23 protein-coding genes and 1 pseudogene are annotated in these 24,016 nt (G+C 62.1%); 13 read left to right on the forward strand and 11 right to left on the reverse strand.

Features of this window, described 5'->3' with window-relative positions:
• Positions 1–13: 13 nt before the first annotated feature.
• The 5 genes from G4D77_RS00625 to G4D77_RS00645 all read right to left on the reverse strand — a co-directional run bounded on the left by G4D77_RS00625 (position 14) and on the right by G4D77_RS00645 (position 3,481).
• Positions 14–574, reverse strand: coding sequence for a gamma carbonic anhydrase family protein (locus G4D77_RS00625; RefSeq protein WP_016445965.1), 561 nt, complete (start codon positions 572–574; stop codon positions 14–16).
• On the reverse strand, positions 571–720 hold the full coding sequence (gene ykgO, locus G4D77_RS00630) for a type B 50S ribosomal protein L36 (RefSeq protein ID WP_013802515.1): 150 nt from the start codon (positions 718–720) through the stop codon (positions 571–573). The genes G4D77_RS00625 and ykgO overlap by 4 nt, the downstream gene beginning before the upstream one ends.
• A 44-nt stretch (positions 721–764) precedes the next feature.
• Positions 765–1,655, reverse strand: a complete 891-nt coding sequence (gene folE2 / locus G4D77_RS00635) for a GTP cyclohydrolase FolE2 (protein ID WP_016445964.1) — start codon at positions 1,653–1,655, stop codon at positions 765–767.
• A gap of 95 nt (positions 1,656–1,750) precedes the next feature.
• The gene (gene zigA, locus G4D77_RS00640) at positions 1,751–2,971 is read right to left on the reverse strand and encodes a zinc metallochaperone GTPase ZigA (protein ID WP_016445963.1); all 1,221 of its coding nucleotides are present in this window, start codon (positions 2,969–2,971) and stop codon (positions 1,751–1,753) included.
• A gap of 66 nt (positions 2,972–3,037) precedes the next feature.
• The gene (locus G4D77_RS00645) at positions 3,038–3,481 is read right to left on the reverse strand and encodes a Fur family transcriptional regulator (protein ID WP_017405058.1); all 444 of its coding nucleotides are present in this window, start codon (positions 3,479–3,481) and stop codon (positions 3,038–3,040) included.
• A 315-nt stretch (positions 3,482–3,796) separates the two neighbouring features.
• On the opposite strand from G4D77_RS00645, the gene G4D77_RS00650 reads away from it, so the two are divergent.
• Both G4D77_RS00650 and rbp read left to right on the forward strand, forming a co-directional pair.
• Positions 3,797–4,006: a hypothetical protein gene (locus G4D77_RS00650; protein ID WP_016445961.1), complete on the forward strand. Its 210-nt coding sequence runs from the start codon at positions 3,797–3,799 to the stop codon at positions 4,004–4,006.
• Positions 4,007–4,117: 111 nt separating this feature from the next.
• Positions 4,118–4,465: an RNA-binding regulator gene (gene rbp, locus G4D77_RS00655; RefSeq protein WP_016445960.1), complete on the forward strand. Its 348-nt coding sequence runs from the start codon at positions 4,118–4,120 to the stop codon at positions 4,463–4,465.
• A gap of 155 nt (positions 4,466–4,620) precedes the next feature.
• On the opposite strand, the gene G4D77_RS00660 is transcribed toward rbp, so the two are convergent.
• A complete protein-coding gene (locus G4D77_RS00660; protein ID WP_154834372.1) occupies positions 4,621–6,855 on the reverse strand; it encodes an NADP-dependent isocitrate dehydrogenase in 2,235 nt (744 codons plus the stop codon).
• Between the two features lie 110 nt (positions 6,856–6,965).
• On the opposite strand from G4D77_RS00660, the gene G4D77_RS00665 reads away from it, so the two are divergent.
• The 8 genes from G4D77_RS00665 (at position 6,966) to G4D77_RS00700 (ending at position 16,115) form a co-directional block, all read left to right on the forward strand.
• The gene (locus tag G4D77_RS00665; RefSeq protein ID WP_154834373.1) at positions 6,966–7,478 is read left to right on the forward strand and encodes a hypothetical protein; all 513 of its coding nucleotides are present in this window, start codon (positions 6,966–6,968) and stop codon (positions 7,476–7,478) included.
• Between the two features lie 21 nt (positions 7,479–7,499).
• The gene (locus G4D77_RS00670) at positions 7,500–8,909 is read left to right on the forward strand and encodes a GntP family permease (RefSeq protein ID WP_016454628.1); all 1,410 of its coding nucleotides are present in this window, start codon (positions 7,500–7,502) and stop codon (positions 8,907–8,909) included.
• A 307-nt stretch (positions 8,910–9,216) separates the two neighbouring features.
• Complete coding sequence (locus G4D77_RS00675; protein WP_012205469.1) at positions 9,217–10,254, forward strand: aliphatic amidase; 1,038 nt, start codon at positions 9,217–9,219, stop codon at positions 10,252–10,254.
• Positions 10,255–10,326: 72 nt separating this feature from the next.
• Positions 10,327–11,184: a CbbQ/NirQ/NorQ/GpvN family protein gene (locus G4D77_RS00680; protein WP_133073739.1), complete on the forward strand. Its 858-nt coding sequence runs from the start codon at positions 10,327–10,329 to the stop codon at positions 11,182–11,184.
• Positions 11,185–11,196: 12 nt separating this feature from the next.
• On the forward strand, positions 11,197–12,933 hold the full coding sequence (locus G4D77_RS00685) for a nitric oxide reductase activation protein NorD (protein ID WP_154834374.1): 1,737 nt from the start codon (positions 11,197–11,199) through the stop codon (positions 12,931–12,933).
• Between the two features lie 80 nt (positions 12,934–13,013).
• Positions 13,014–14,162 (forward strand): transporter substrate-binding domain-containing protein, encoded by a 1,149-nt coding sequence (locus tag G4D77_RS00690; protein WP_016445955.1) that lies wholly within the window; start codon positions 13,014–13,016, stop codon positions 14,160–14,162.
• A gap of 2 nt (positions 14,163–14,164) precedes the next feature.
• The gene (locus tag G4D77_RS00695; RefSeq protein ID WP_154834375.1) at positions 14,165–14,854 is read left to right on the forward strand and encodes an ANTAR domain-containing response regulator; all 690 of its coding nucleotides are present in this window, start codon (positions 14,165–14,167) and stop codon (positions 14,852–14,854) included.
• 232 nt (positions 14,855–15,086) lie between these two features.
• Entirely contained in the window at positions 15,087–16,115 is a 1,029-nt protein-coding gene (locus G4D77_RS00700; protein WP_154834376.1) for a hypothetical protein, read from the forward strand.
• An 864-nt stretch (positions 16,116–16,979) separates the two neighbouring features.
• On the opposite strand, the gene G4D77_RS30965 is transcribed toward G4D77_RS00700, so the two are convergent.
• From G4D77_RS30965 to G4D77_RS00720, 4 genes are all read right to left on the reverse strand, one after another.
• Positions 16,980–18,017 (reverse strand): collagen-like protein, encoded by a 1,038-nt coding sequence (locus G4D77_RS30965; RefSeq protein ID WP_213757843.1) that lies wholly within the window; start codon positions 18,015–18,017, stop codon positions 16,980–16,982.
• 27 nt (positions 18,018–18,044) lie between these two features.
• A complete protein-coding gene (locus G4D77_RS00710; protein WP_227740751.1) occupies positions 18,045–18,686 on the reverse strand; it encodes an IPTL-CTERM sorting domain-containing protein in 642 nt (213 codons plus the stop codon).
• Between the two features lie 522 nt (positions 18,687–19,208).
• Positions 19,209–20,348, reverse strand: coding sequence for an SH2 domain-containing protein (locus G4D77_RS00715; protein ID WP_227740752.1), 1,140 nt, complete (start codon positions 20,346–20,348; stop codon positions 19,209–19,211).
• 199 nt (positions 20,349–20,547) lie between these two features.
• A complete protein-coding gene (locus tag G4D77_RS00720) occupies positions 20,548–20,892 on the reverse strand; it encodes a hypothetical protein (protein WP_154834379.1) in 345 nt (114 codons plus the stop codon).
• Between the two features lie 188 nt (positions 20,893–21,080).
• Between G4D77_RS00720 and G4D77_RS31065 the strand changes: the two are divergent.
• Positions 21,081–21,491: pseudogene (locus G4D77_RS31065) on the forward strand (hypothetical protein); the annotation flags it as partial.
• Between the two features lie 207 nt (positions 21,492–21,698).
• Positions 21,699–23,015 (forward strand): IPTL-CTERM sorting domain-containing protein, encoded by a 1,317-nt coding sequence (locus tag G4D77_RS00725; protein WP_227741038.1) that lies wholly within the window; start codon positions 21,699–21,701, stop codon positions 23,013–23,015.
• Between the two features lie 60 nt (positions 23,016–23,075).
• Here G4D77_RS00725 and G4D77_RS00730 read toward each other — a convergent pair whose 3' ends face one another.
• On the reverse strand, positions 23,076–23,354 hold the full coding sequence (locus tag G4D77_RS00730; RefSeq protein ID WP_016445950.1) for a hypothetical protein: 279 nt from the start codon (positions 23,352–23,354) through the stop codon (positions 23,076–23,078).
• A 130-nt stretch (positions 23,355–23,484) separates the two neighbouring features.
• Between G4D77_RS00730 and G4D77_RS00735 the strand changes: the two genes are divergently transcribed.
• Positions 23,485–24,012: a hypothetical protein gene (locus G4D77_RS00735; RefSeq protein WP_154834381.1), complete on the forward strand. Its 528-nt coding sequence runs from the start codon at positions 23,485–23,487 to the stop codon at positions 24,010–24,012.
• The last annotated feature ends 4 nt before the right edge of the window (positions 24,013–24,016 follow it).

Genomic DNA, 24,016 nt, shown 5'->3' on the forward strand with positions numbered 1-24,016 from the left:
CCCTCCCGGCCGGTCAGAACTCATTGTGGATGGCCTTGTAGCCGCGCACCAGTTCGTTGTTGGTGCGGACCACGTCCTCGGAGAAATCGCTGGCATCGGCGGGCACCTGGGCCAGCGTGGACAGGTCGGTCTCCGGGCCTATGCGCGCGGTGGATGGCACATAAAAGCCTGGCGGCAGGTGGCATCCATCGACCACGGCGTTGTAGCGCACCACGCAGCCGTCATCGACCACGCAGTTGAACAGCACGCTGTTGAAGCCGATGAACACGCCATTGCCCACGGTGCAGGGCCCGTGGACGATGGCGCGATGGGCGATCGAGGTGTGCTGCCCCACGCTGACGCGCGCGCCCGACTTGGAGTGGATCACCACCCCGTCCTGGATGTTGGAGTGGGCACCGATCACGATGGGGTCGATGTGGCCGTCCGCATCCATCTCGTCGGCACGGATCACCGCATAGGGGCCGATGAAGACGTTCTCCTCCACGATCACCAGTCCGCACAGGATGGCCGTGGGGTCCACGAATGCGCTGGCATGGATGCGCGGCAGGTCGCCGCGCGGGTTCTTGCGGATCATCCCTTGCGCCTGTTTTTTGCGCCGCCCTGGCGGGCCTTGAAGCGCGGGTTGCTCTTGCAGATGACGTAGATGCGGCCGCGGCGGCGCACCACCTGGCAGTCTCGATGGCGCAGCTTGGCTTCCTTGAGGGACGAGAGCACTTGCATGGAAAACTCCTTGGGTTGTAGACAAACGGGGGCCGGCTCGCGGGTCATGCCCAGGACACGGCGTCGTGCGGATGCAGGCTCTCCATGTGGCGCACATGCACGCGCGGCTGGGCGTAGCTGCCTTCCAGCGCGGCCTGTATGCGGCGCGCCGCATCCTCGACAAACATCAGGTTGCGGCCGTTGAGCGCGGCAAAGGCCTGCTCGTCGGCGCGCTTGACGGCGGTCTGCACGGGCGTGCCCAGCGCCTGCTCCACGCGGGCGATCAGGGGCAGGATGCCCAGGTCGGGCGCATCACAGGCCAGGTCCACGCTGACCTGGGCCTCGCTGCGCTGGCTGTGTGCCGTGGCCAGCGTGCCGTGCCGGCGCAGCCAGGAAGCCACCTGGTCCGGCTCCACCAGCGGCTCGCCCGCAAAGGCCTGCAAAAATCCCTGCTCCAGCAACTGGCGCGACAGTGCCGCCGAGCAGGGGCAGGTCGAGGAATAGCCCACGCCCACCTGCAGCCGCAGCTGGAACACGCCCTGCGCCAGCGTGGCGTCCAGGCGCACGGGATAGGACTTCCAGCCCGACAGATCGTGGGTGACCAGGGCGGGCCGCTGGGTCAGCAGGTCCAGCGACAGGCGCAGCCGGGCGCTGCGGCTTTGGCAGTCCAGGTGGCTGTCGATCATGGCCTGCAGCGCATGGCGCAGCGCCAGGGCAGACAGCGCGGATTCCTCGGCCAGGCTGTCCAGTTGCCGGTACAGCCGGGACATGTGTATGCCCTTGACATGGGCCGCAGGAAGATCGACCTGCACATCGGCGCGCGCATGCAGCTCGCGCCAGTAGCCGGGCTCGGCCACGGTCACGGGCAGGTCTATGCCCTGCATGCCCACCCATTGCAGCGGGCTGAGGCTGGGTGCGGGATCGGTCAGGGAAACATCGGGAAGAGGTGCAAGCATTCGGGGCTCCAGGGGCCGCGCCCGCGAGGGCGGCGCAGCAAGCGTTCAATGTCGGCTCAGGGCCGACTCAGGGCCGGCTCGGTACCGGCCGGGCATCAGTTCCATCCGGGAAAGGGGTTGTCCCACTGCGTCCAGGCCTGCGGGCCCATGGCCATTTCCGCATCGGTCAGCAGGCATTCGTCCAGGCGTGCGCGCAGCGCCTGCTCGTCCATGCCCATGCCGATCAGCACCAGTTCCTGGCGCGCGTCGCCCACGCCATCGACCCATTTGTCCAGGATGCGCTGCACGCTTTCGGGGTCGCGCGGCCAGCGCTCGGCCTCCACGGCGGCCCACCAGTGCCCGGCCGGGCCATGGCGGGCCACGGCGCCGGCCTGCGACCAGGAGCCGGCCAGCGCCGGATGGCTGGCCAGCCAGAAAAACCCCTTGGAGCGCACCACGCCCGGCCATTCGCTTTGCACCAGGCCGAAGAAGCGCCGGGGATGAAAGGGGCGGCGGGCGCGGTAGACAAAGCTGGCAACGCCATAGGCCTCGGTCTCGGGCTGGTGCGTGCCACGCAACTGCTGCAGCCAGCCCGGCGCCCTGGAGGCCTCCTCGAAATCGAACAGCCCCGTATCGAGCACGCGATCCAGCGGCAGCTGGCCGAAGGAGGCGATCTCCAGCCTGGCACGCGGGTTGAGCCCGCGCAGGATGGCCATGAGCCGGCTGCAGTCCTCATCGGTGACCAGGTCGATCTTGTTGAGCACGATCACATCGCAGAACTCCACCTGCTCGATCAGCAGATCGACCACGGTGCGGCGGTCCTCCTCGCCCAGCGATTCGCCGCGCGAGCGCAGGCTGTCACGCGAGCCATAGTCGTGCAGAAAGTTGAAGGCATCGACCACGGTCACCATGGTGTCCAGCCGCGCCACATCGCCCAAGCTGCGTCCGTCCTCGCCCGCGAAGGTGAAGGTCTCGGCCACCGGCAGCGGCTCGGAGATGCCCGTGGACTCGATGACCAGCTGGTCGAAGCGGCCCTCGCCCGCCAGCCGTGCCACCTCCACCAGCAGGTCCTCGCGCAGCGTGCAGCAGATGCAGCCGTTGCTCATCTCCACCAGTTTTTCGTCGGTGCGCGACAGGTCGGCCCCGCCATCACGCACCAGGGCCGCGTCGATGTTGACTTCGGACATGTCGTTGACGATGACGGCCACGCGCCGCCCTTCGCGGTTGTGCAGGATGTGGTTGAGCAAGGTGGTCTTGCCCGCGCCCAGAAAGCCCGACAGTACGGTCACCGGCAATCGGGCATGCGGCGGCTGAACCGGCGCTACGGTATGCATCATGGAATCTCTCAAGCAGGGAAAGGGAGCACGCTGCTGGCACTGCAGCCGCGTGCGGCAGGCAGGGCCTCAGGCGTGCAGCGCAGTGCAGGCAGAGCACTTGCCATGCAGTTCGATGTTCGAATGGGCCAGCGCGAACGCATGGCCGTGCGCCCAGCTGCCCAGGCAGCGGTTGAGCGCGTCGTCGACAAACTCGTCCACCTGCCCGCAGCTGTCGCAGATCGCAAAGGCCGAGAAGTCATGGCTGCCCTCATCCGGGTGCGAGCAGCACACATAGGCGTTCAACGACTCCAGGCGGTGGACCACGCCCTGCTCGGCCAGCTTGTCCAGCGCGCGGTAGACCTGCGTGGGGGCGCTCAGCCCGTGGTCACGCAGCTGGTCGAGCAGTGCATAGGCCGTGCGCGGTGCACCGGCCTGGCGCAGGGCGTCGAGCACCCGTTGCTGGTTGGCGGTCAAAGGGGTGGGCATGGTGATTTCCTGTTCCAGAAAACGGTTGGCGATGTTGCGCCACATCAGAATTGTGACGTTATAACATAACAAAACAACGGCTGTCAGGCAGGTTTTTACAATTAAAAAGAATATTAAGTTGCGTTTAAATATTCAACAGGATATAGTCAGCACCGTTGTCGAGACCCGTACCCAGTACCTGAGTCGGCAACCACATCTCCCGCGCAACGGCTTGCCAGCCGCTTCCTGCAGGATGTGTTTCGCGACCTTTGTCGCCCAGTTGGTCTGTAGAGCTGCAGCCAACCGAGTTCCTAGATGCTCACGCAGGCCTTTTCAAGGCTGCGAACCTGACTGAACCACATTTCAAACACCGGCATTCCCATGGGCAAGTACGTCGTCTCGCCCTCGACACACCCGACCGACTGCGGCCGCTTCCGTGCCTCCTTCTCGGTCCATCGCTCCCAGGGCAACGGCAGCTACTGCCGCGTATTCCGTTTCGACAAGGCATTCGCCTCCAGCGAAGCGGCACGGCTGTTTGCCGTCACCCAAGGCTGGCTTCAGACCTGCATGCAGCACCCGCCTGCGTGCTGATGGCCCGCTTGCTGCGAACCCCTATCCATTTCCTGCGGCGGATTGCACAGTCCTCCGCCTGCATTCCAACGGTGCGCCCGTTTGCGCACATCTAAGCAAAGAGGTTTTCCTATGACCACCAAAATCTACGTGGGCAATCTGCCCTACTCCGTGACCGACTCCAGCCTGGAAAGCAACTTCGCCGAATTCGGCAGCGTGGCTTCCGCCAAGGTCATGATGGACCGCGAAACCGGCCGCTCCAAGGGCTTCGGTTTTGTGGAGATGGCTTCTGCCGAAGTCGCCCAGGCCGCCATCACCGGCCTGCACGGCATGTCCGTGGACGGACGCTCGATTGTCGTGAACCTGGCGCGTCCTCGCGAAGAAGGCCGCAGCTCGGGTGGCTACAGCCCGCAAGGCTATGCAGGCAAGCGTGCCGACGTCGGCTATGGCAATGGCGGCCACGGCGGCGGTCGCTACTGATAGCGTCCAATTCCAAGAAAACCGGCTCTCTGGGCCGGTTTTTTTTCGCCTGCGGTTTTCTGCCGATGTCGGCATGAAAAAACCGGCCGCCCTTGCGGGCCGGCCGGTCATGCTTCAAGCCTGCCGGGGTCTGGCCCCGGCAAAGGCGAAGTGGCTTACCGCAGCGCGTCGATGGCGGCGTTGAAGGTGGCGCTGGGGCGCATCACGGCATCCATCTTGGCCACGTCGGGCATGTAGTAGCCACCGATGTCCACGGCCTTGCCCTGCACGGTGCGCAGCTCTTCGATGATCTTGGACTCGTTGTCGGCCAGTTGCTTGGCCAGCGAAGCGAACTTGGAGGCCAGTTCGGCATCTTCCGTCTGCGCCGCCAGGGCCTGTGCCCAATACAGGGCGATGTAGAACTGGCTGCCACGGTTGTCCAGCTCGCCGGTGCGGCGCGAAGGCGACTTGTCTTCGTCCAGCAGCTTGCCCGTAGCTTCATCCAGGGTCTTGGCCAGCAGCTTGGCGCGGGCGTTGTCGTTCTTGATGCCCAGGTCTTCCAGCGACACGGCCAGTGCCAGGAACTCGCCCAGCGAATCCCAGCGCAGGTGGTTTTCCTCCACCAGCTGCTGCACGTGCTTGGGAGCCGAGCCGCCGGCGCCCGTTTCGTACATGCCGCCGCCGGCCATCAGGGGCACGATGGACAGCATCTTGGCCGAGGTGCCCAGTTCCATGATGGGGAACAGGTCGGTCAGGTAGTCGCGCAGGATGTTGCCGGTCACCGAGATGGTGTCCAGGCCGCGGGCCACGCGCTCCAGCGTGTAGCGCATGGCTCGGACCTGGGACAGGATGTGAATTTCCAGGCCCGTGGTGTCGTAGTCCTTCAGGTAGGTGTTGACCTTCTTGATCAGCTCGGCCTCGTGCGGACGATAGGGGTCCAGCCAGAACACGGCAGGCATGCCGGAGTTGCGGGCACGCGTGACGGCCAGCTTGACCCAGTCGCGGATGGGAGCGTCCTTGACCTGGCACATGCGCCAGATGTCGCCCTGCTCCACGTTCTGGCTCATCAGCACTTCGCCGGTGGCCAGATCGACGATGTTGGCAACGCCGTCTTCCTCGATCTCGAAGGTCTTGTCGTGCGAGCCGTACTCTTCGGCCTTTTGCGCCATCAGGCCCACGTTGGGCACGGTGCCCATGGTCTTGGGGTCGAAGTTGCCGTGCCACTTGCAGAAGTTGATCATCTCCTGGTAGATGCGGGCAAAGGTGGACTCGGGCATCACGGCCTTGCAGTCGTAGGGCTTGCCGTCGGCGCCCCACATCTTGCCGCCCTGGCGGATCATGGCGGGCATGGACGCGTCAACGATCACGTCGTTGGGCGAGTGGAAGTTGGTGATGCCCTTGGCCGAGTCCACCATGGCCAGCGCCGGACGGTGTTCCTGGCAGGCGTGCAGGTCACGGATGATCTCTTCGCGCAGCGAGGCGGGCAGCGTCTCGATCTTCTCGTACAGCGTGGACATGCCGTTGTTGACGTTCACGCCCAGCTCGTCGAACAGCTTGCCGTGCTTCTCGAAGGCTTCCTTGTAGTAGATCCTCACGCAGTGGCCGAACACGATGGGGTGCGAGACCTTCATCATCGTGGCCTTGACGTGCAGCGAGAACAGGATGCCGGCGTCGCGGCAGTCGTCCAGTTCCTTTTCGTAGAAGTCGCACAGCGCCTTCTTGCTCATGAACATGGAGTCGATGATCTCGCCGGCCTGCAGCGCGACCTTGGGCTTGAGCACCACGGTCTTGCCGCTCTTGGTGGTCAGCTCCATCTTGACGTCGCGGGCCTTGTCCAGGGTCATGGACTTTTCGCCGTGGTAGAAGTCGCCGTGCTCCATGTGCGAGACATGGGTTTGCGACCACTGCTTCCACTCGCCCATGGAGTGCGGGTGCTTCTTGGCGTAGTTCTTGACGGCGGCGGGAGCGCGGCGGTCGGAGTTGCCTTCACGCAGCACGGGGTTCACGGCCGAGCCCAGGCACTTGCCGTAGCGTGCCTTGATGTCCTTTTCCTGGTCGTTGGTCGGGTTCTCGGGGTAGTCGGGCAGTGCGTAGCCCTTGCCCTGCAGCTCCTTGATGGCAGCCGTCAGCTGGGCCACGGAGGCGCTGATGTTGGGCAGCTTGATGATGTTGACATCGGGCTCCAGCGTCTTCTTGCCGAGCTCGGACAGGGTGTGGGCCACGCGCTGGTCTTCGGCCAGGAATTCGGAGAACTCACCCAGGATGCGGTGGGCCACGGAGATGTCGGCGGTCTCGACATTCACGCCGGCGGGTGCTGCAAAGGCGCGCACCACAGGCAGGAAGGCACTGGTGGCCAGGCGCGGGGCCTCATCGGTCAGGGTGTAGATGATGGTGGGTTGCTGCGTGCTCATCTCTTGTCTCAGGTAGTGAAAAAGGTAGGGGTCGCGCCGCAGGCCGTCGAACCGGGCATCCGCTAGGGGAAACGGGCCGGTGCAGCCTGACGCTGTAGGACCGTCACGCAATGCCCCGTCGCGCCAGCATGCTGCCCCGGCGTTTTCTGCAATGCGATCCCACAATACAAAATTCTAAGCGGAACCTGCCGGATTTTTTAAGTCTTGTAGAAGACTTAGGGTTTTACAGCGGCATTCAGGCCCTGTTTTCACAGGGAAACGGCTTGGAGCCCCTGCGTTTTCTGCCATGCAAAAAATGCTGTGGCGTGACGGACACGCAAGCATGGCAGAGCACCGGGCCACACCCAGAGCCGATACATCCACAACGATTCATCGTGCGCGAAGCGGCGGGCAAACTCCCCCGGCGAAAACCCCGTGATCAGGCGCTGATCAAGCGCTGTTCACGGCACACACAGGCCGGGTCGGAAACGCCCCCGGCCAGCACCGGCGTCTGGGGCAGCAATCGCACGCCAATGCCTGGGAACACGGGTAAACGTGGCGACATATTGCGCCAAGTCATCTACAAAGCACGCCAATTACGCCAAATTGTCATCCATCCACCTTTATTCTGTCTTTTTGACTAGAACTACTGGACTGGAGACGATTTGAGTACCCTGGCAATCGTGATTTCACTGGCGGGACTGATGTTCCTGGCCTATCGAGGCATCTCCGTGCTGCTGCTGGCACCCCTGATGGCTGCCGTGGCCGTGCTGCTGTCCGGCGACCTGGGCCACATGCTGCCGCTGTACACCAGCACCTTCATGGGCGCCCTGGGCAACTACATGCTGCAGTTCTTCCCCGTGTTCCTGCTGGGCGCGCTGTTCGGCCAGTTGATGGCCGACTCGGGCGCGGCCACCGCGATATCGCACTGGATCATGCGCGTGCTGGGCGAGAAGCACGCCATCCTCACCGTGGTGCTGGCCTGCGCCGTGCTCACCTATGGCGGCGTGTCGCTGTTCGTGGTGGCCTTTGCCATCTATCCGATTGCCAAGTCGCTGTTCCGCGCGGCCCATGTGCCCAAGCGGCTGATACCGCCCACCATCGCGCTGGGCTCGTTCACCTTCACCATGACGGCGCTGCCGGGCACGCCGTCCATCCAGAACGCCATTCCCATTCCCTACTACGGCACGAACGTGTTCGCGGCGCCGGGCCTGGGCATCATCGGCGGCATGACCATGCTGGCCCTGGGCCTGTGGTGGCTGCAGTCGCGCGCGGCCAAGGCACGCGTGGCGGGCGAAGGCTACGGCGATCATGACGACGCTGTCGAGCAGGGCCTGCATGACGAAAGCGACCCCGCCCTGCACAGCCGCCGGGACCTGCCGCTGCTGCTGGCCCTGCTGCCGCTGGTGCTGGTGATCGCGGTCAACGCGCTGCTGACCTACGGCGTGTTCCCGCAAATGGATTTCGGCTTCCTCAAGGACCGTTTTCCTGCCGTGAACCCGGCCAAGCAGACGGGCCTGTGGGCGCTGATCCTGTCCCTGGCCGTGGCCTGCGCCGCACTGGTGCTGCTGGGCCTGGGCCGCTGGCGCAATCTCAAGGAGTCGGTGAACAAGGGCGTGCTGGGCTCCATGCTGCCCATCTTCAACACCGCCTCGGAAGTGGGCTACGGCGCCGTCATCGCGAGCCTGGCCGGCTTTGCCATCATCCGCGAGGCCGTGCTCAACGTGGCGCCCCACAACCCGCTGATCTCCGAGGCCGTGGCCATGAACGTGCTGGCGGGCATCACGGGGTCGTCGTCCGGCGGCCTGTCGATTGCGCTGTCCACGCTGGGCAAGGACTACCTGGCCATGGCCGCCCAGCTGGGCATCAGCCCCGAGCTGCTGCACCGCGTGGCCGTGATGGCGGCCGGCTGCTTCGACACCCTGCCGCACAGCGGCGCCATCATCACGCTGCTGTCCATCTGCGGCCTCACGCACCGCCAGTCGTACGGCAACATCGCCATCATGACCATAGGCGCGCCCCTGCTGGCCCTGGTGCTGGTGATCACGCTCGGCACCATGTTCGGGTCCTTCTGAGGGACCAGGGCGCAGAGCGCGCGCGGGAAATACCACGGCATCGCGCCCGCCACAACCGGCATATGACGTATATGCGCGGGGCGGGTGCATGGCAACAATGCATGCACGGCGATAAGGCATCGCCCCGGTTCATTCCCGCATCACCGACAAGACGACATCCGCTGCCAAAGCTGCCAGCGCCGATGTCGGGCAACAAGGCCCGAACCGCTCCCTGACCTGGAGCGGTTCGGGCCTTTTTTTGTTGGCCGGGAATCGAAGGGGCAGCGATGCCGCACGCCGCCCCCTCAACCCCTTCAGGAGCAGCAGCATGAGACACGGAGATATTTCCAGCAGCAACGATTGCGTCGGCGTGGCAGTGGTCAACTACAAGATGCCGCGCCTGCACACCAAGGCCGAGGTGCTGGACAACTGCCGCAAGATCGCGGACATGCTGGTAGGCATGAAGCGCGGCCTGCCGGGCATGGACCTGGTGATCTTTCCCGAGTACTCCACGCACGGCATCATGTACGACGCCAAGGAGATGTACGACACGGCCAGCGCCATCCCGGGCGAAGAGACAGAAATCTTCGCCGACGCCTGCCGCAGGGCCAATGTCTGGGGCGTGTTCTCGCTGACCGGCGAGCGCCATGAGGAGCACCCTAACAAGGCGCCCTACAACACCCTGATCCTCATGAACAACCAGGGCGAGATCGTGCAGAAGTACCGCAAGATCATGCCCTGGGTGCCCATCGAGGGCTGGTACCCGGGCGACTGCACCTATGTGAGCGAGGGCCCCAAGGGCCTGAAGATCAGCCTCATCATCTGCGACGACGGCAACTACCCCGAGATCTGGCGCGACTGCGCCATGCGCGGCGCCGAGCTCGTCGTGCGCTGCCAGGGCTACATGTACCCGGCCAAGGAGCAGCAGATCATGGTCTCCAAGGCCATGGCCTTCATGAACAACTGCTACGTGGCCGTGGCCAATGCGGCGGGCTTCGACGGCGTGTACTCGTACTTCGGGCACTCGGCCATCATCGGCTTCGACGGCCGCACCCTGGGCGAGACCGGCGAGGAGGAGATGGGCATCCAGTACGCCGAACTGTCCAAGCACCTGATCCGCGATGCGCGCAAGAACGGCCAGTCTCAGAACCATCTGTTCAAGCTCGTGCACCGCGGCTACACCGGCACCATCAACTCCGGCGACGGCGACAAGGGCGTGGCCGCCTGCCCCTACAACTTCTACAGCCAGTGGGTCAACGATCCCGAGGGCACGCGCGAGATGGTGGAGTCCTTCACGCGCACCACCGTAGGCACGCCCGAATGCCCCATCGAAGGCATTCCGCACGAGGCGCCCAAACACCGCTGACAGCGTCCTGCCTCCGAGCCTGCAGGCCCGGGGGCAGGCCCGCCCATGAACACGGAAAGGTGAAGAGTGAAGATGAGCACGACAACAACCACAGGCCCGCTGCACGCTCCTGCCAGCCAGGCCGCCGACCCGCTGGCGGCCTACCGCATCGAGGAAGAGCCCTTCTACCGCCCTTCGGGCCGCGAAGTGCAGCTGTACCGGCAGGCCTACCAGCACCGCATGCCGCTCATCCTCAAGGGCCCCACGGGCTGCGGCAAGACGCGCTTTGTGGAGTACATGGCGTGGGCGCTCAAGCGCCCCCTGGTCACGCTGGCCTGCAACGAGGACATGACGGCCTCCGACCTGGTGGGCCGCTACCTGCTGGATGCCGACGGCACGGCCTGGCACGACGGCCCGCTGACCCTGGCCGTGCGCCACGGCGGCATCTGCTACCTGGACGAAGTGGTGGAGGCCCGCCAGGACACCACGGTCGTCATTCACCCGCTGACCGATGCGCGCCGCGCCCTGCCGCTGGACAAGAAGGGCGAGGTGGTGCATGCCCATCCCGACTTCCAGCTGGTGGTCTCCTACAACCCCGGCTACCAGAGCAGCGCCAAGGACATGAAGCCATCGACGCGCCAGCGCTTCGCGGCCCTGGACTTCGACTACCCGGCGCCCGAGATCGAGGCGGACATCGTGGCCCACGAGACCGGCATTGCCCCGGCCACCGCTCGCAGCCTGGTCAGCCTGGCACGCAGCACGCGCGAACTGCGCCACCGGGGCCTGGATGAAGGCGCCTCCACCCGCATGCTGATCTACGCGGGCCTGCTGATGCGCGACGGCGTCTCGGTGCATGACAGCTGCGACATGACCATCACCAGCGCCCTGACCGACGACCCCGACACCGCCGCCGCGCTGCGCCAGCTGGTCGAAGCCGAGTTCGGCGCCTGAGGGCCGCGCGCCATGGCCATCGTCTCCGCTGCCTTGCCCGAAGAGTCCCGTCTGCTGCACACGCTGGGCCTGCTGGCCAGCGGCCTCGCGCGCCAGCCTGTCGCCGTGCAGGCGCTGGCCAGGACGCCGGCCAGTGCCCCGGCGCCGGGCCAGGCCCACGCCCTGCCGCCGCGCGCCGTGCTGATCAGCCAGCCTGCCCGGCTGCTGATTCCCGCCAACTTGCCCATTCAGGCACACCTGCACGCAGCGACGATGGCCCATGCCGCAGCCCACCTGCGCTTTTCGCCCGCCCGCCAGTACAGCAGCGCCCTCAAGCCCATGGGCCAGGCCGTGGTGGGCGCACTGGAAGATGCGCGCGTGGAGCGGCTGCTGTGCCTGCAGCACCCTGGCGTGCGCCGCTGGTTCGAGGCCTGCATCGCGCCCGAGCCCGACCCATCCGACCTGGGCTTTGCCGCCTTCATGGCCCGGCTGGACCGCATGCTGCTGTGGCCAGGCCGTATGGACGGCAACCACTGGATCCACAAGGCCCGTGACCTGTTCGAGGACACCGCCACGCGCCATGGCCTGGAGGACTACGCCGCATTCCGGGCCATTGCCTCCATCCTGGCCAACGACCTGGGCCAGATGCGCGTGCGCATGGACCCGCAGCACCATGCCGTGCCCAGCACCTACCGTGATGACAACAGCTATCTCTGGCAGCATCCGGAGTCGCCCCAGGGCGAGGAAGACACACTCGCGCTGCAGCAGAACGCTGCGCGCGGGGCTCCGCCTCCATCGGCCGGCGCAGGACAGCAGTCCGATGCCCAGGAAGGCCAGTCGCTGGACCTGGACCCAGGCCTGGAACTGTCGCGCCACAGCTATCCCGAATGGGACCGCAGGTCGGAGCGCCTGAAGACGGACTGGTGCACCGTCATCGACACCCTGCCCGCATGGCAGTCCGAAGCAAGGCCGGGCAATGGCGCCACCTCCCGACTGCAGGCACTGCCGCCCCTGCCGCTGCCGCCCGCACGCCAGCTGGACCGGCGCCAGCGCCTGCGCCGCCAGTGGGAAGGCGACGACCTGGACTTCAATGCCGCCATCGAGGTCCAGGTGGACCGCCGCCTGAACCTGCGACCGGAACCTCGCCTTTTCATGCGGGCCGGCAAAGGCCCGCGCCCCACCAGCGTGCTCGTGCTGATGGACGCTTCCGAATCGGTCAACACGCCCGGCCCCCACGGCGCCAGCCTGCTGGAGCTGGAGAAACAGGCGGCCCTCATGCTGGCCGAATCGCGTGCAGGCCGCAGGACCGGCGTGGACCGCCTGGCCATCCACGCCTTCTCGTCCAACACGCGCGCCGAGGTCCGCTACCTGCGCCTGCTGGACTTCGGCCAACCCTTTGCCGCAGCAGCGGCCACCCGGTTGCAGGCACTGCAGGGGCGCCATTCCACACGCCTGGGCGCCGCCCTGCGCCACGCCAGCAGCCTGCTGGCGGCCGAGCCTGCCGGCCAGCGCCATCTGCTGGTGATCACCGATGGAGCACCCGCCGACATCGACGTGCATGACGACCGCTACCTGATCGAAGACGCGCGCCACGCCGTGCAGCAGGCCCGCGCCGCAGGCATACGCATCAGTTGCCTGGCCGTGGACAGCCAGGCCGACGGCTATGTGCGCCACATCTTTGGCGGGCGCAACTACGGCATTGCCGACGACGCGCGGCATCTGCCAAGGCGGCTGTCCCAGATGGGCGCAAGGCTCGCAGCCGGCCGCTGACCACGGCAAGCGCCACGGAAATCTCGATTAACCTGAAGCCTGCAAAGAACGCACGCCAGCACCTGGCATACAAGGAACCCATGAACGACCCCGTCAGAGTCGGCATTCTTTACTCGGCCACCGGCACCACATCGACCATCGGCCAGTCCCAGCTGCAGGGCGCGCAGCTGGCCATCGACGAAATCAACGAGTCGGGCGGCCTGCTGGGGCGTGAACTGGTCGCCGTGCGCTACGACCCGGCCTCCACGCCGGCCCGCTATGCGGCCCTGGCCGAGCAGCTCATCGTGCGCGACGGCATCAACGTCATCTTCGGCTGCTACATGTCCAGCAGCCGCAAGGCCGTCATCCCCATCGTCGAGAAGTGGAACCGGCTGCTGTTCTATCCGACGCTCTACGAAGGCTTCGAGTTCTCGGGCAATGTCATCTACACCGGCGCCGCGCCCAACCAGAACAGCGTGCAGCTGGCCGACTACATGACCAGCAGCTTCGGCGCGCGGGTCTACCTCATCGGCTCGGACTACATCTATCCCTACGAGTCCAACCGCATCATGGGCGAGCTGGTCATGCAGCACCCGGGCAGCGACAAGCTGGGCGAACACTACCTGCCGCTGGACGCCACCGAGCGCGACTACGCGGCCATCATGCAGGACATCCGCGCAAGGCAGCCGGACTTCATCTTCTCCACCGTGGTCGGCGACTCCACGGCCAGCCTCTACCGCGCCTATGCCGATGCGGGTTTCAACCCGCAGACCATGCCGATTGCCAGCCTCACCACCTCCGAGGCCGAGATCGCCCAGATGGGTGCCGACGTGGCGGCCGGCCACTTCACGGCCGCGCCCTACTTCCAGTCCATCGATTCACCGGCCAATGCGCGCTGCCTGGCCCGGCTGCGCCAGCGCCTGGGCGACGACTGCAGGCCCAACCTGTGCTGGGAAGCCGCCTACTTTCAGATGCACCTGTTCGCCAACGCCTTCCGCCAGGCCGGCAGCGACCGCATCGGCGATCTGCTGCCCCATCTGCTGGGCAGCGAGTTCGACGCGCCCCAGGGCCGCATCCGGCTCGATCCCGGCAACCACCACACCTGGCTGTACCCGCGCGTGGGCCGCGCCAATGCCCAAGGCGGCTTCACCATCGTGCGCCAAGCCACCCGGGCCGTCTCGCCCGACCCCTATTTGGTGACCCATTCACTGGGCGACTGGACTGCCAGCCTCGGTGCCCTGGAGAACTGAGCGTGGATGCCGCACCGAACAAGGAAACCGGCAGCGCTGCCACAGGCCGGCCGCTGCTGGAAAGAAAGCCGCTGCTGCGCGCCACCTCGCCCCAGCTCAAGGAACTGCGCCAGCTGCGCATTGCCGTCGTCCACCCCGACGACGCGGACGGCCGACTGCTGGCCCAGCAACTGCAGCGCATAGGCTGCCAGGTCCAGGCCATCTGGCCGCCCCAGCCCAGCCTGCCCGAAGGCACGGACGTGGTCTTCCTGGCCGTTCGCCCCGACCACCTGCAGTTGAACTACACCTGGACCCAGGGCGAGGGAGAGAGCCCGCCCACCGCCATCGCCGTGGTCAACTACGAGAACCCCACCATCGTCTCCGCCGTGCTGGAACTGCAAGTGCAGGCCATCCTGCCCACGCCCATCCGCTCCTTCGGCCTGCTGTCCACCCTGGTGCTGGCGCGCAGAAACCACAAGGAATCACGCCAGCAGCAGCAGCGCATCGCCAAGCTCCAGGCCAAGCTGCTGGGCCAGCGCCGCGTGGCCGAAGCCAAGGCCATCCTCATGCAGACCCACCAGATCAACGAAGACCAGGCCTACGACATGATCCGCGCCCAGGCCATGAGCCGGCGCAGCTCGGTGGAAGACATCGCCCAGGCCATCGTCCATGCGAGCGAAATACTGTCGCTGGGCAAGGGCGTGGGCCGGTGAAGGGGCCGGGCAGAAACAACGCGGACGAGTGAGGTGCTATTGGCACATCGTCATTGCGTCGGCTGCCAAGTTCAGAAACACCGAGTATTGATGCCGTCAAGGGCGCCGCAGGCCCGTTGACTGCGCCAAGGACAAGGATGACCGGCAAGTGCTTCATTGCCTTGCAGAGGCATAGGCCCAAGCGGCCGGGATGACACAATAGCCTGATCACATCTGAGACCGTGAGAGAGCAATGACAGATCCGAAAAAGTTGCAAGAAGACAGAGAATCGGAAAGCAACATGCCCAAAAATCATCTTGGGCAGAGCCCCACTCCTCCTGCTGATCTCAGCTTACAGGCCGCAGGCCCGAGTGGATCCATCGCAGGACGTGATCACAAAGCCCTGGACAGGATGAGAGCGGCCTTGAATGCAAGCATCTCTGCCTTGTCGCCTGAAGAAATTCTCGGGAATGAAACTGCCCAATCGCCACAGAGCCTTCCGGAACCTGACCTCCAATCGGCAACATCAAGCTCAAAAGGCTCATCGCAATCACCATCACCGCCGAAAGATATCAATCTATTCCAGCAGCAGGCTTCAGGTGGCTTTGAATATGCTTCGTTTCTCCATTCCTACCCGCATGGAGTAAAAACTCCTGACCAAATATCAAACCATTCCTATATCGCATCAAAAAATTCAAAGCCCTCCAGCCATGCAAACAATAAGACCCGGGAAACCCATGTTTCACCAGGGATCCCCCTCATAGAGTTCAACGCGAAAATCAGCAAATCTACACCAACCACATCAAACCCTAAAATCAATATCAAGGTTTCAGAAAATCCCATCTCCAAAAATACACCAGATAACGAGATAAAAACTCAAAAAACACCAGACAGCCCCACCAAAAAAAGTACTCCAATTCAACCCATACTGCTCAAAGTACGACCCAGCGGGGTAGATACCCCACCCCGCCAACAAATAACAGGATCGACGCCGTTCAGCCACATGCTGGAGGGGCGGCGAAGGGAACAGGAAGAGCGCGAAGACAAAAGAACCGAGTACGCCAGGCGCAGCGCGATAGCTTCGGAAGCTGCACTGCGGGCAGAACGAAATCGCGCGATGGAAGCGCAAAAAGAAGCCGCCTTCTACCGTAATGAGGCCGCCCGTGCAAAGGACGAGGCAATGCTCGCCCGCAAAGGCATGTGGCTGGGACTGATGGTTGCCTTGGCTTGTGTGTGCACTGCCATCCTTGCTTACCTGATAACCGCGCCGCACCTCTGTTGAGCGGCTTTGCACCATGACCCAGTCCAGCCAGCCCCGGACAGGCCACGTCTTTACCCTCCCTAACACAATTTAGGATTGCCTGCGCCCTGCTCCTTGACCGAACCGGCGGCCACCGTCCTCTACGGCGCCGCTGCCGCCGCACGGCGACCATCCTGCCCAGGCTGGCGACAGATGGATTGGCCGCCTTCTTAGGGATCGGAACCGCGCGATGCATGGCTGCAGTTCACCTGTCACCTGCAAGCAAAGACAGGCGTGCGATGGTGCAAAGCACAAAAGCGCATGCGCAGCAGAAACTTCAATCGAAGCAATGACACACCGCGAATCCCAAGCACCCGCCAACATGTGGCGCATGTCCGTTGCGCCCAGGATGGACTGAATTGACCTTTGAAGAGAATCATTATCTGACAGTAACTTAGAGGAATACCCCCGACCATCTGTAGCAACTATGCAGCATCGCTCGCTCAGTTGCGCTTCTAATTGTGCTTAGATCCGGCTGTCTGAATGTGCCGACCGATGAGGGGCAGACCTAGCAAGCTCAGAAGCCTTTCAGCAGAAAGACGCATCGACAAGTCGAGGCAAAAGGACCGTATAGCTCGTTAGCTGCTTGCTCCGGGCTTGGCCCACGCAGATATCCCAGTAGTGACGATTCGCTGATGCCTCCAGCGCAGCATTCCTCTACTGCAGTACCTAGCCACTTGTCCGGAATATCGTCGACCTGTGTGCGGCTCCGACACGTTCCCGTTGTCTTCTCTCATCAAAACCACACCCCGGCAATATTATCGAAATCTTTTTAGGAAATTTTCAATAAAAACTCTCAGACACTTTTCAGCATCTGAGAGCACAGTGAATACTAAAACAAGGCTTTTATTGCATTACAAGCGATGCCCCCCCTACGACATTCACAGTATTTACCAAAGTAAGACCAAAAGCATTTGCTGAAATTACAAAAACCCCTCTTGTACCAGACGTAACAGGAATACTCAACCCAGTAACAATGCAGCTCGAAATAGTACCTATAGTAAGAATCCCCGTATAACTAGGAGCCATTGTGCATACCGCTCCTGGCACTGGCGAAAATACATTACCCACGGATGTATAAAGTTGCGCCTGCAATGAGATAGTAGTTCCAACCAAACTCAATGCACTGGTGTTCTGGATTTGCGCAGTCAATCCAGTTATCACACCATCAGCTGGAAATGATTGAGGTACTCCATCTGCTGCTTGCTGTGCTGTAAGGTCTAGGTTTCCACCAATAAGACTTTGCATTGCAGCAGCAGGAACGTAGCCATTCATCGGCAAGACCGCAACGTTGCCGGGCAAGCCGCCCGCAATCGTTGTCAACGCCATGCCTTTCGCGCTGCTGCTCATGATGGCTTTACCACCCGATGCGCCTGCAGGGCCTGCGGGACCTGTGGGACCAGGCAAGCCAATATCACCCTGCGCCCCCGTCGGACCTTGAAGGCCCGTGGCACCAATGGGGCCTTGAGCGCCTGTCTGGCCCGCTGGGCCTTGAATGCCAATCGGACCTGTGGGGCCCGCCGGTCCTGCCTGGCCGGTGGCTCCGGTCGCGCCCGCCGGTCCTGTGGCACCGGTCGCTCCGGTTGCTCCCGTTGGACCCGGGTTCCCCACAATCGCGCCTGCTGCGCACTTGCCCAGCCGCCCCGTCGCGTCGTCATAGCAGGCCACGCTGCCAGCCTCCGTTGTATTGGACAGGTTGGGCAGATATACATCGCCTGTTTCCATCACCCGGAGCCGCTCTGCATTGCCTGCATTGTTCTTGATGACGAATCCACCATTGGCCGGTGGTGTGATGGTGATGTCGGCGCCGCCAGGAGCCGCCACTGCAGCGCCGCTCAAGACGATGGCCGCGGCGAAAGAGACAGAGCGCAGCGTGAATTTCATGGTTTTCATGGTCTGAATGTGTAGTGGCTAACGTTGTGCAGTGCGGCGCTGACGCCAAAGCGCCAGTCCCATGAGCACAGAGAGAAGGACCAACCCATACTCGCTCAGTGTGGGAATGGCCGCAGCCGATGGGCCGGGACCTGCACCGATCTGCACAGTGGGCGGAACCGTCGCATTGGTGCGTACCACCGTCGCACCGGGCCCCAGGTTGATGACCGCAGTGCCGCTGGCAGCCTGCAGCACCACAGGCTGACCAGGCACTCCCTCGACGGTCAGCGTCCCGAGCACGGTGATATTTGCCCCGACAGGCAGCACAAAGGTGCGGCCCGTGCTGCTCCTGATGGTCAGGTTCTGCACGACCAGGGTGCCGCTGAGCTGGCTGGTGTTGCCCGGATCGCAGCCGTCGCGCAGCTCGATCGTGTTGTTGCCGGCATTCAGTGATCCGTTGATCTGCAGGTCACCACCCACCGACAGCGTTCCGCCACTGTTGGTGATGGCGGCGGTACTTGCGAACGTAGCCGAAGAATCGACGGTCAGCGCGCCTCCCAGGTCCAGGGTTCCTTGCATGTCCAGCGCAGAGCAGGACAGGTCCACGGCCCCGCCCGGCGGGACAACCAGAGAGCTGCCCGGTGGATAGGACCACTGGGCCGCTGCGTTGGAGGACAGCATGAGGGCCAAGCCTGCTCCACCCAGACATCGCCAAAGGGAAAACTTCATCAGACAAGTTCCGTTGAACCTGAGCGCAAGGTGCGCACAAGTGAAATGATTGAAAGTGTCAATCATTGTCAACAGAAACAAAAAATTAATGATTGAGTTTTTCAACCAAGAAAACATTCGCGTTTGGCGCAAGAATCCGCAGCATTAATTCCAGCGGACGGGCTCTGCCGTTCCCGATTCCGGAGGCGCATCGCTAATCCATCTTCTGATTCACGGTCTCACTTGATCGCGTTTAGCAGGGCCATCGCCGCCGCCCATCATGAGGTACATTGATGGAGATAACGCCAAGCTCGAACAGGTCAATGCCGCCATCGGCGGCGCTTTAGGGGGTCTGCGGTATGCACTACCTCGCGGACGGAACTCCCTCGAGGCTGTCAGTCTTGGCAAGACAGTGCTGGCGCATGCGAGCCAAGGCTTCGCAAGGCTGGTTGATAGCAAAGTGCTTTCACCGACAAAAGCAGCCTCTCCGCCATCCTACTTTATTGCGGCCAGTTGGCTGATTCTCTGCATTGCGTTGTAGATTTCGCCAGCCATATACGAAGAAATCTCTTCACTGCTCACACCAGGAACGAGGGCAGCGCTTCCCTTGTCAGCGGAGGCAATCCAATGCAGTTTAAACAAAAGCTCCTTCAGATCGGCAGTTTCCATTACATCGGACATCCACCCGTGAAACTCCAGAATGACCTCCGTACGTTTATCGCCATCCTTCGCCAGCTTGCAAAGCTGCTGAAACCAAGACGCATCACGCAGGCATTCTAAGAATTCAAGCACTTCCGGTTGATATACACCCTCCTGTCCATCAACCAAGAACTCTTTCGTCGGCGCAAATGTATCACGGTAGCGGAGGAGCGCCTGCAATTCACCAGCATTGATGTCAAAATCCAACGCTGCTAACTTCTTACGCGGCCCTTTTAACCAGCGCAGTTTCACCTCATGCAAGTCGCTTGCAATGAGCCGCGGAATCTGACTCACATCCTTCTCATACATCTGAATATCCTGAACGAGCAAAGGACGCGTCCCCAGTAAAGTGGTTCTGGCGGCCTCACCAGCGCGGATGATCCAATAAGCTTGTTCCTTATCTTTGGCGCTGAAGCTATTGGAACTCTGAGCAATGAACTGAATGTACTCAGCCATTTTCCAGGCCATCACCGCCCAATAGCGGTGATCTGTCAGCTTCTCTCGGGAAGGCGATTCGTCATGAATATACTCATTCCATGGACCGCTGGGCACAGTTCCGATGGCGGCAACCACTGCGGTCTTTTCATGGGTTCCCAACCATCCATAGCCATGAGCCTTGCCCCCTTCGAAAACACATAGAGCGTAGTCTTTACTGCTCTCCTCTGATTCAAAGCGGACGAAGCTTCCATCTCGCACAAAAGAAGCCAGAGCCTCGAACTGTTCGGATACCTGTTTGGTTATTTTATCAACATCAATCTCATCAATTATCAGCAGAGTTTTTTGATATTTTCCATGCCAGCCAATAGCTGCCATTGCGGCATCCAACGGCATATCCTCTGCAATCCATCCCTTGTCCTGCAGAAGCTTGGAAATCTCCTTGCCTTGCTTCTTGGCAATCTTGATGTTGATTTCAGTCTGACGAAAAGCGATACCCATTGCCAATTTCCTCTGAATATTTATCGCAAGCCTTGACACAGCTTCAGGCGCACGCATGAAACGCCCTCCCAGGCGCATGCGTTCAAGTTACGAACGCAGCTTCCCGCAGACGGAATATAGCCTCAGAGCACCCTCCGGAAGTTGACGCTTTGTCCAGTCATCACCACCTGCGGATCTATTCTCAAGCGAAGCCTGCCATTCAGAAACGATCATTCCTCGGGCGCCGAAGAGTTCGAATAATGGCTCTCAGTCCTGCCGTATTTCTTGGCCGTCGCGGTGAGCGCACAAGGGCCGTGGGCCGCTCGGACGCCCTGCGTTCCGCGCAGACCTCGCTGCGTACTGCCTCCTTGCGTACCGACTGCTCGGCCTTGTCCTGGATGCGCTCCGACAGCACCCAGCTCCAGTCATCACGCTCAGCGCCTTGCGGATCGCCCCCCTGGCTGATGTTCTGCTCTGCTGCGATCTGCCTCAGGCCCTTGATGCCGGCCCTGTAGTCCAGCTTGATGCGTTCCCACTGCGGAAACTGCCTGTATTCCGTGCTCATCCCTCGAAGCTGGCAGGCTTGGGACGACCACCGCAGGGCCAGGCCGCCTAGCCGGAGTAACTACCAAGTTTCAGTGATAGACACAATATACACAAATTCATACAATTTGCAGCGCGTTTGGTCATCAAACAAAAGTTCAGCAAACAGAGCTAGAGAGATTGCGCCGATCTCCAAAGTAAGGGAACAACATGTCTTCTGGGGTTTTCCGCACATGGGTGCTAGGCGGCATCTTTGCTCTTGTCACCTACACCGGCTCTGCAAGCGCACAGCTGACCTTGTCCGCGTCCCACACCGATGCCTCTTGTAACGGGGCAAACAACGGCACGGCCACTGCCCAAATCACCCAGAACGGTGTTGCGCCCTTCACCTACTCATGGAGTCCCTCTGGAGGCACAAACGCTACCGCAACAGGGCTCATAGCAGGCACCTATACAGTTACGGTTACTGACAATAACGGCCTGCAAGGAACAGCGTCTACGACCGTTGGACAGCCCGAAACATTGTCAGGCACACAGTCGCATATCAATCCCGTTGGAGGCAACAACGGTAGCGCAACAGTTGTCGCGACAGGGGGGACTCCTGGCTACACTTACTCATGGACCCCCTCCGGTGGCGCAGCGGCAACCGCGACAGGACTGGCTCCCGGTCAATATTCGGTGACCATCACAGACTCCAAAGCCTGCCAAACCACGCTGAGCTACACGCTTGTAGCTCCTGCCGCCTCAGTGCAATCAGTAAGCGTCCCCCCCGACGGAACCTATAGTGCTGGACAGAGCCTGCAGTTCACTGTGACCTACAGCGCTCCCGTGACCGTCACAGCTGGCGGCACGCCCTCAATTCCTTTGACGATTGGTTCAACTCTGCGGCAAGCGAACTTCGTCGGTGGCAGCAACAGCTCCGCCCTGACCTTCATATATACCGTGCAGCCAGGTGATGTTGACGCAAATGGAGTGTCGTTAGGAACCGCTATCGATCTCAACGGGAGCACGATGACGAGCGGTGGCGCCAACGTTGTGCTGAATTTGGCGAACGTAGGCGCCACGACCGGCGTACTGGTGAATGGACAGCAAAACCAGAACATCACGTTCCCAAACCCCGGCGACCAAACTTTCGGCACAACGCCAACACTGACCGCGACGGCCAGCTCCAGCCTGCCGGTGGCCTTCAGCGCAAACACAACTGCGGTGTGCACGGTCACCACGGGCGGCACGCTGACTTTTGTGAACACAGGCTCTTGCACCGTTGATGCGAACCAAAGTGGTAACGCAAGCTACCTGCCTGCATCACAGGTGTCTCAAACCTTCATGGTGAATGCAGCGGCACCCGGAGCCCCCACCATCGGCAACATCGCTGCAGACGACGGGCAGGCTACGGTAACCTTCACTGCACCTGCTTCCAATGGCGGCGCGCCCATCACAGGCTATACCGTGATCGCGACCCCCGTGGCCGTGCCCGGTGCGCCTGGCGTGATCACTCAGCAAGGAACGACATCCCCCATCGTCGTGGCTGGCCTGAGCAATGGCTTCACCTATAACTTCACGGTCGCAGCCTCCAACGGGACAACCGGTGCAGCCTCTGCAAGCACACAAGCCACGCCACGCAAACTGCAACTGGTGAGCGCGCCCGGCAGCGTGCCTGGCATGACCGGCATACCGTCTGCCACGATGTCCGGCGGCGGCACCACTTGCACGCTGCAACCTGGCGGCGGCTTCGGACCTGTGACCTCCACCCCACCGAACCTGCAAGCGCCCAGCGGACAATTCGCTTTCAGCGCCGAAAACTGCACCGGATCTGTGACGATGACTCTCACCTATCCCAGCGCTCTCCCCGAAGGCGTGCAGTTCCGCAAGCCCGATGGTGTCGGCGGCTGGTTTGACCCTGCGACCGCGCTGAACGTGATCGTGGACAGCGCGCGCACCACGGTGACCTACACCATCACGGACAACGGCGCTGGTGACACCAACCCTGCGGCGGGCGTGATCGCCGATCCGCTCGTGCCCGTGCTGGCAGCAGCCCCAACAGGCGGCGCAGCAGCCGTTCCCACGCTCAGCGAATGGGGCGCCATCCTGATGTCTGCCCTGCTGGCAATATTCGGCATGCGCCGCATGCGCCGCCAGCGCTGATGCAGGCCTGACCTGAAAAAGCAAGGCCCGCAACTGCGGGCCTTTCCTTTGTCCGGGCGTCTACAGGCGGCGCGCGGCGATCAGCAGGCGCTCGGCCAGGGTGGGCTTTGCAGCCAATCGTCCTGCCGTTCCCAATACACCGTCGCGGCCCGTGGCCGCGCGCGCTATCAATGCCGTGCCCAGCGCACCACTCACAAGGCGGCCCATGCCACTTTCCGCACGCCGGGCATGGCGCAGCGCCAAGAGGCCGGCACCGAGCACCAGCCAATGCTCTCCCGTGAATCCCTTGCGAGAGTCGTCCCACTTGCGCAGGTCCTGGATCTTTTCTGAAATCGCCATTCATTGCTCCTGTTGCTTCAGAGCTGTCATGGTGTGCCAGCAACAGGCTGCAGGCTGTCGGTCCCTGGGCAAGATTCCGGTGGCGAGAGTCCTACGGACGCGCAGCGAGGACCGGCTCCAGCAATCCCACTTGATGCGCTCCCACTGCGGCGCCTGCATGTGTTCCTTGCTCATCCTGCCGAAGGTGGCAGCCTTGGTAGGCACGACGTCGAGATTTACGCCAAGTGACCATCCGTGTTTCCACGTATATCCAGATATTACTCTTGCCAGGCGCGATTTTGATAATAAATTATCAAAATCAATTACTTTGTCAAATTTTGCATCAATTGAAATATCGGGCGGCTTTCATAATAACATTTCATGCTCAAGAATTGGCATGGTGGCGCCAATAATAAATCACAGCACAGCGAGGCATAAAATGATCGAAGGCGGATGGTGGAAAGCCTATACAAAAAATGGCCGGTATATAGGAATAATCAAAGGAGATGAATTCATAGTCGGAAAAACGAGGATTTTATATAGAATAAGCAAAAACAAGCTGTATTCAACAGAAGTACCGCCTTCACTTATAGCTGACATATCAGAAAAACAAGCAATTACAACCAATGGAGAAATTCTACTCAAATTCTCAAAAACAACCAGAGAGCGAAGGCTATAAAAAA

It is taken from the genome of Delftia sp. WY8 (assembly GCF_018437695.1).
Taxonomy (GTDB): domain Bacteria; phylum Pseudomonadota; class Gammaproteobacteria; order Burkholderiales; family Burkholderiaceae_C; genus Comamonas; species Comamonas tsuruhatensis.

Bases quoted from the DNA above. Each gene is read 5' to 3' on its own strand.
- ykgO (WP_013802515.1), bottom strand. From the start codon at position 720: ATGCAAGTGCTCTCGTCCCTCAAGGAAGCCAAGCTGCGCCATCGAGAC.
- G4D77_RS00675 (WP_012205469.1), top strand. From the start codon at position 9,217: ATGAGACACGGAGATATTTCCAGCAGCAACGATTGCGTCGGCGTGGCA.
- G4D77_RS00710 (WP_227740751.1), bottom strand. From the start codon at position 18,686: ATGCTGTCCTCCAACGCAGCGGCCCAGTGGTCCTATCCACCGGGCAGC.
- G4D77_RS00690 (WP_016445955.1), top strand. From the start codon at position 13,014: ATGAACGACCCCGTCAGAGTCGGCATTCTTTACTCGGCCACCGGCACC.
- G4D77_RS00715 (WP_227740752.1), bottom strand. From the start codon at position 20,348: ATGGGTATCGCTTTTCGTCAGACTGAAATCAACATCAAGATTGCCAAG.
- G4D77_RS00665 (WP_154834373.1), top strand. From the start codon at position 6,966: ATGCCCCGTCGCGCCAGCATGCTGCCCCGGCGTTTTCTGCAATGCGAT.
- folE2 (WP_016445964.1), bottom strand. From the start codon at position 1,655: ATGCTTGCACCTCTTCCCGATGTTTCCCTGACCGATCCCGCACCCAGC.
- G4D77_RS00720 (WP_154834379.1), bottom strand. From the start codon at position 20,892: ATGAGCACGGAATACAGGCAGTTTCCGCAGTGGGAACGCATCAAGCTG.
- G4D77_RS00625 (WP_016445965.1), bottom strand. From the start codon at position 574: ATGATCCGCAAGAACCCGCGCGGCGACCTGCCGCGCATCCATGCCAGC.
- G4D77_RS00660 (WP_154834372.1), bottom strand. From the start codon at position 6,855: ATGAGCACGCAGCAACCCACCATCATCTACACCCTGACCGATGAGGCC.
- rbp (WP_016445960.1), top strand. From the start codon at position 4,118: ATGACCACCAAAATCTACGTGGGCAATCTGCCCTACTCCGTGACCGAC.
- G4D77_RS00680 (WP_133073739.1), top strand. From the start codon at position 10,327: ATGAGCACGACAACAACCACAGGCCCGCTGCACGCTCCTGCCAGCCAG.
- G4D77_RS00700 (WP_154834376.1), top strand. From the start codon at position 15,087: ATGACAGATCCGAAAAAGTTGCAAGAAGACAGAGAATCGGAAAGCAAC.
- G4D77_RS00650 (WP_016445961.1), top strand. From the start codon at position 3,797: ATGGGCAAGTACGTCGTCTCGCCCTCGACACACCCGACCGACTGCGGC.
- G4D77_RS00645 (WP_017405058.1), bottom strand. From the start codon at position 3,481: ATGTGGCGCAACATCGCCAACCGTTTTCTGGAACAGGAAATCACCATG.
- G4D77_RS00730 (WP_016445950.1), bottom strand. From the start codon at position 23,354: ATGGCGATTTCAGAAAAGATCCAGGACCTGCGCAAGTGGGACGACTCT.
- G4D77_RS00685 (WP_154834374.1), top strand. From the start codon at position 11,197: ATGGCCATCGTCTCCGCTGCCTTGCCCGAAGAGTCCCGTCTGCTGCAC.
- G4D77_RS30965 (WP_213757843.1), bottom strand. From the start codon at position 18,017: ATGAAATTCACGCTGCGCTCTGTCTCTTTCGCCGCGGCCATCGTCTTG.
- zigA (WP_016445963.1), bottom strand. From the start codon at position 2,971: ATGATGCATACCGTAGCGCCGGTTCAGCCGCCGCATGCCCGATTGCCG.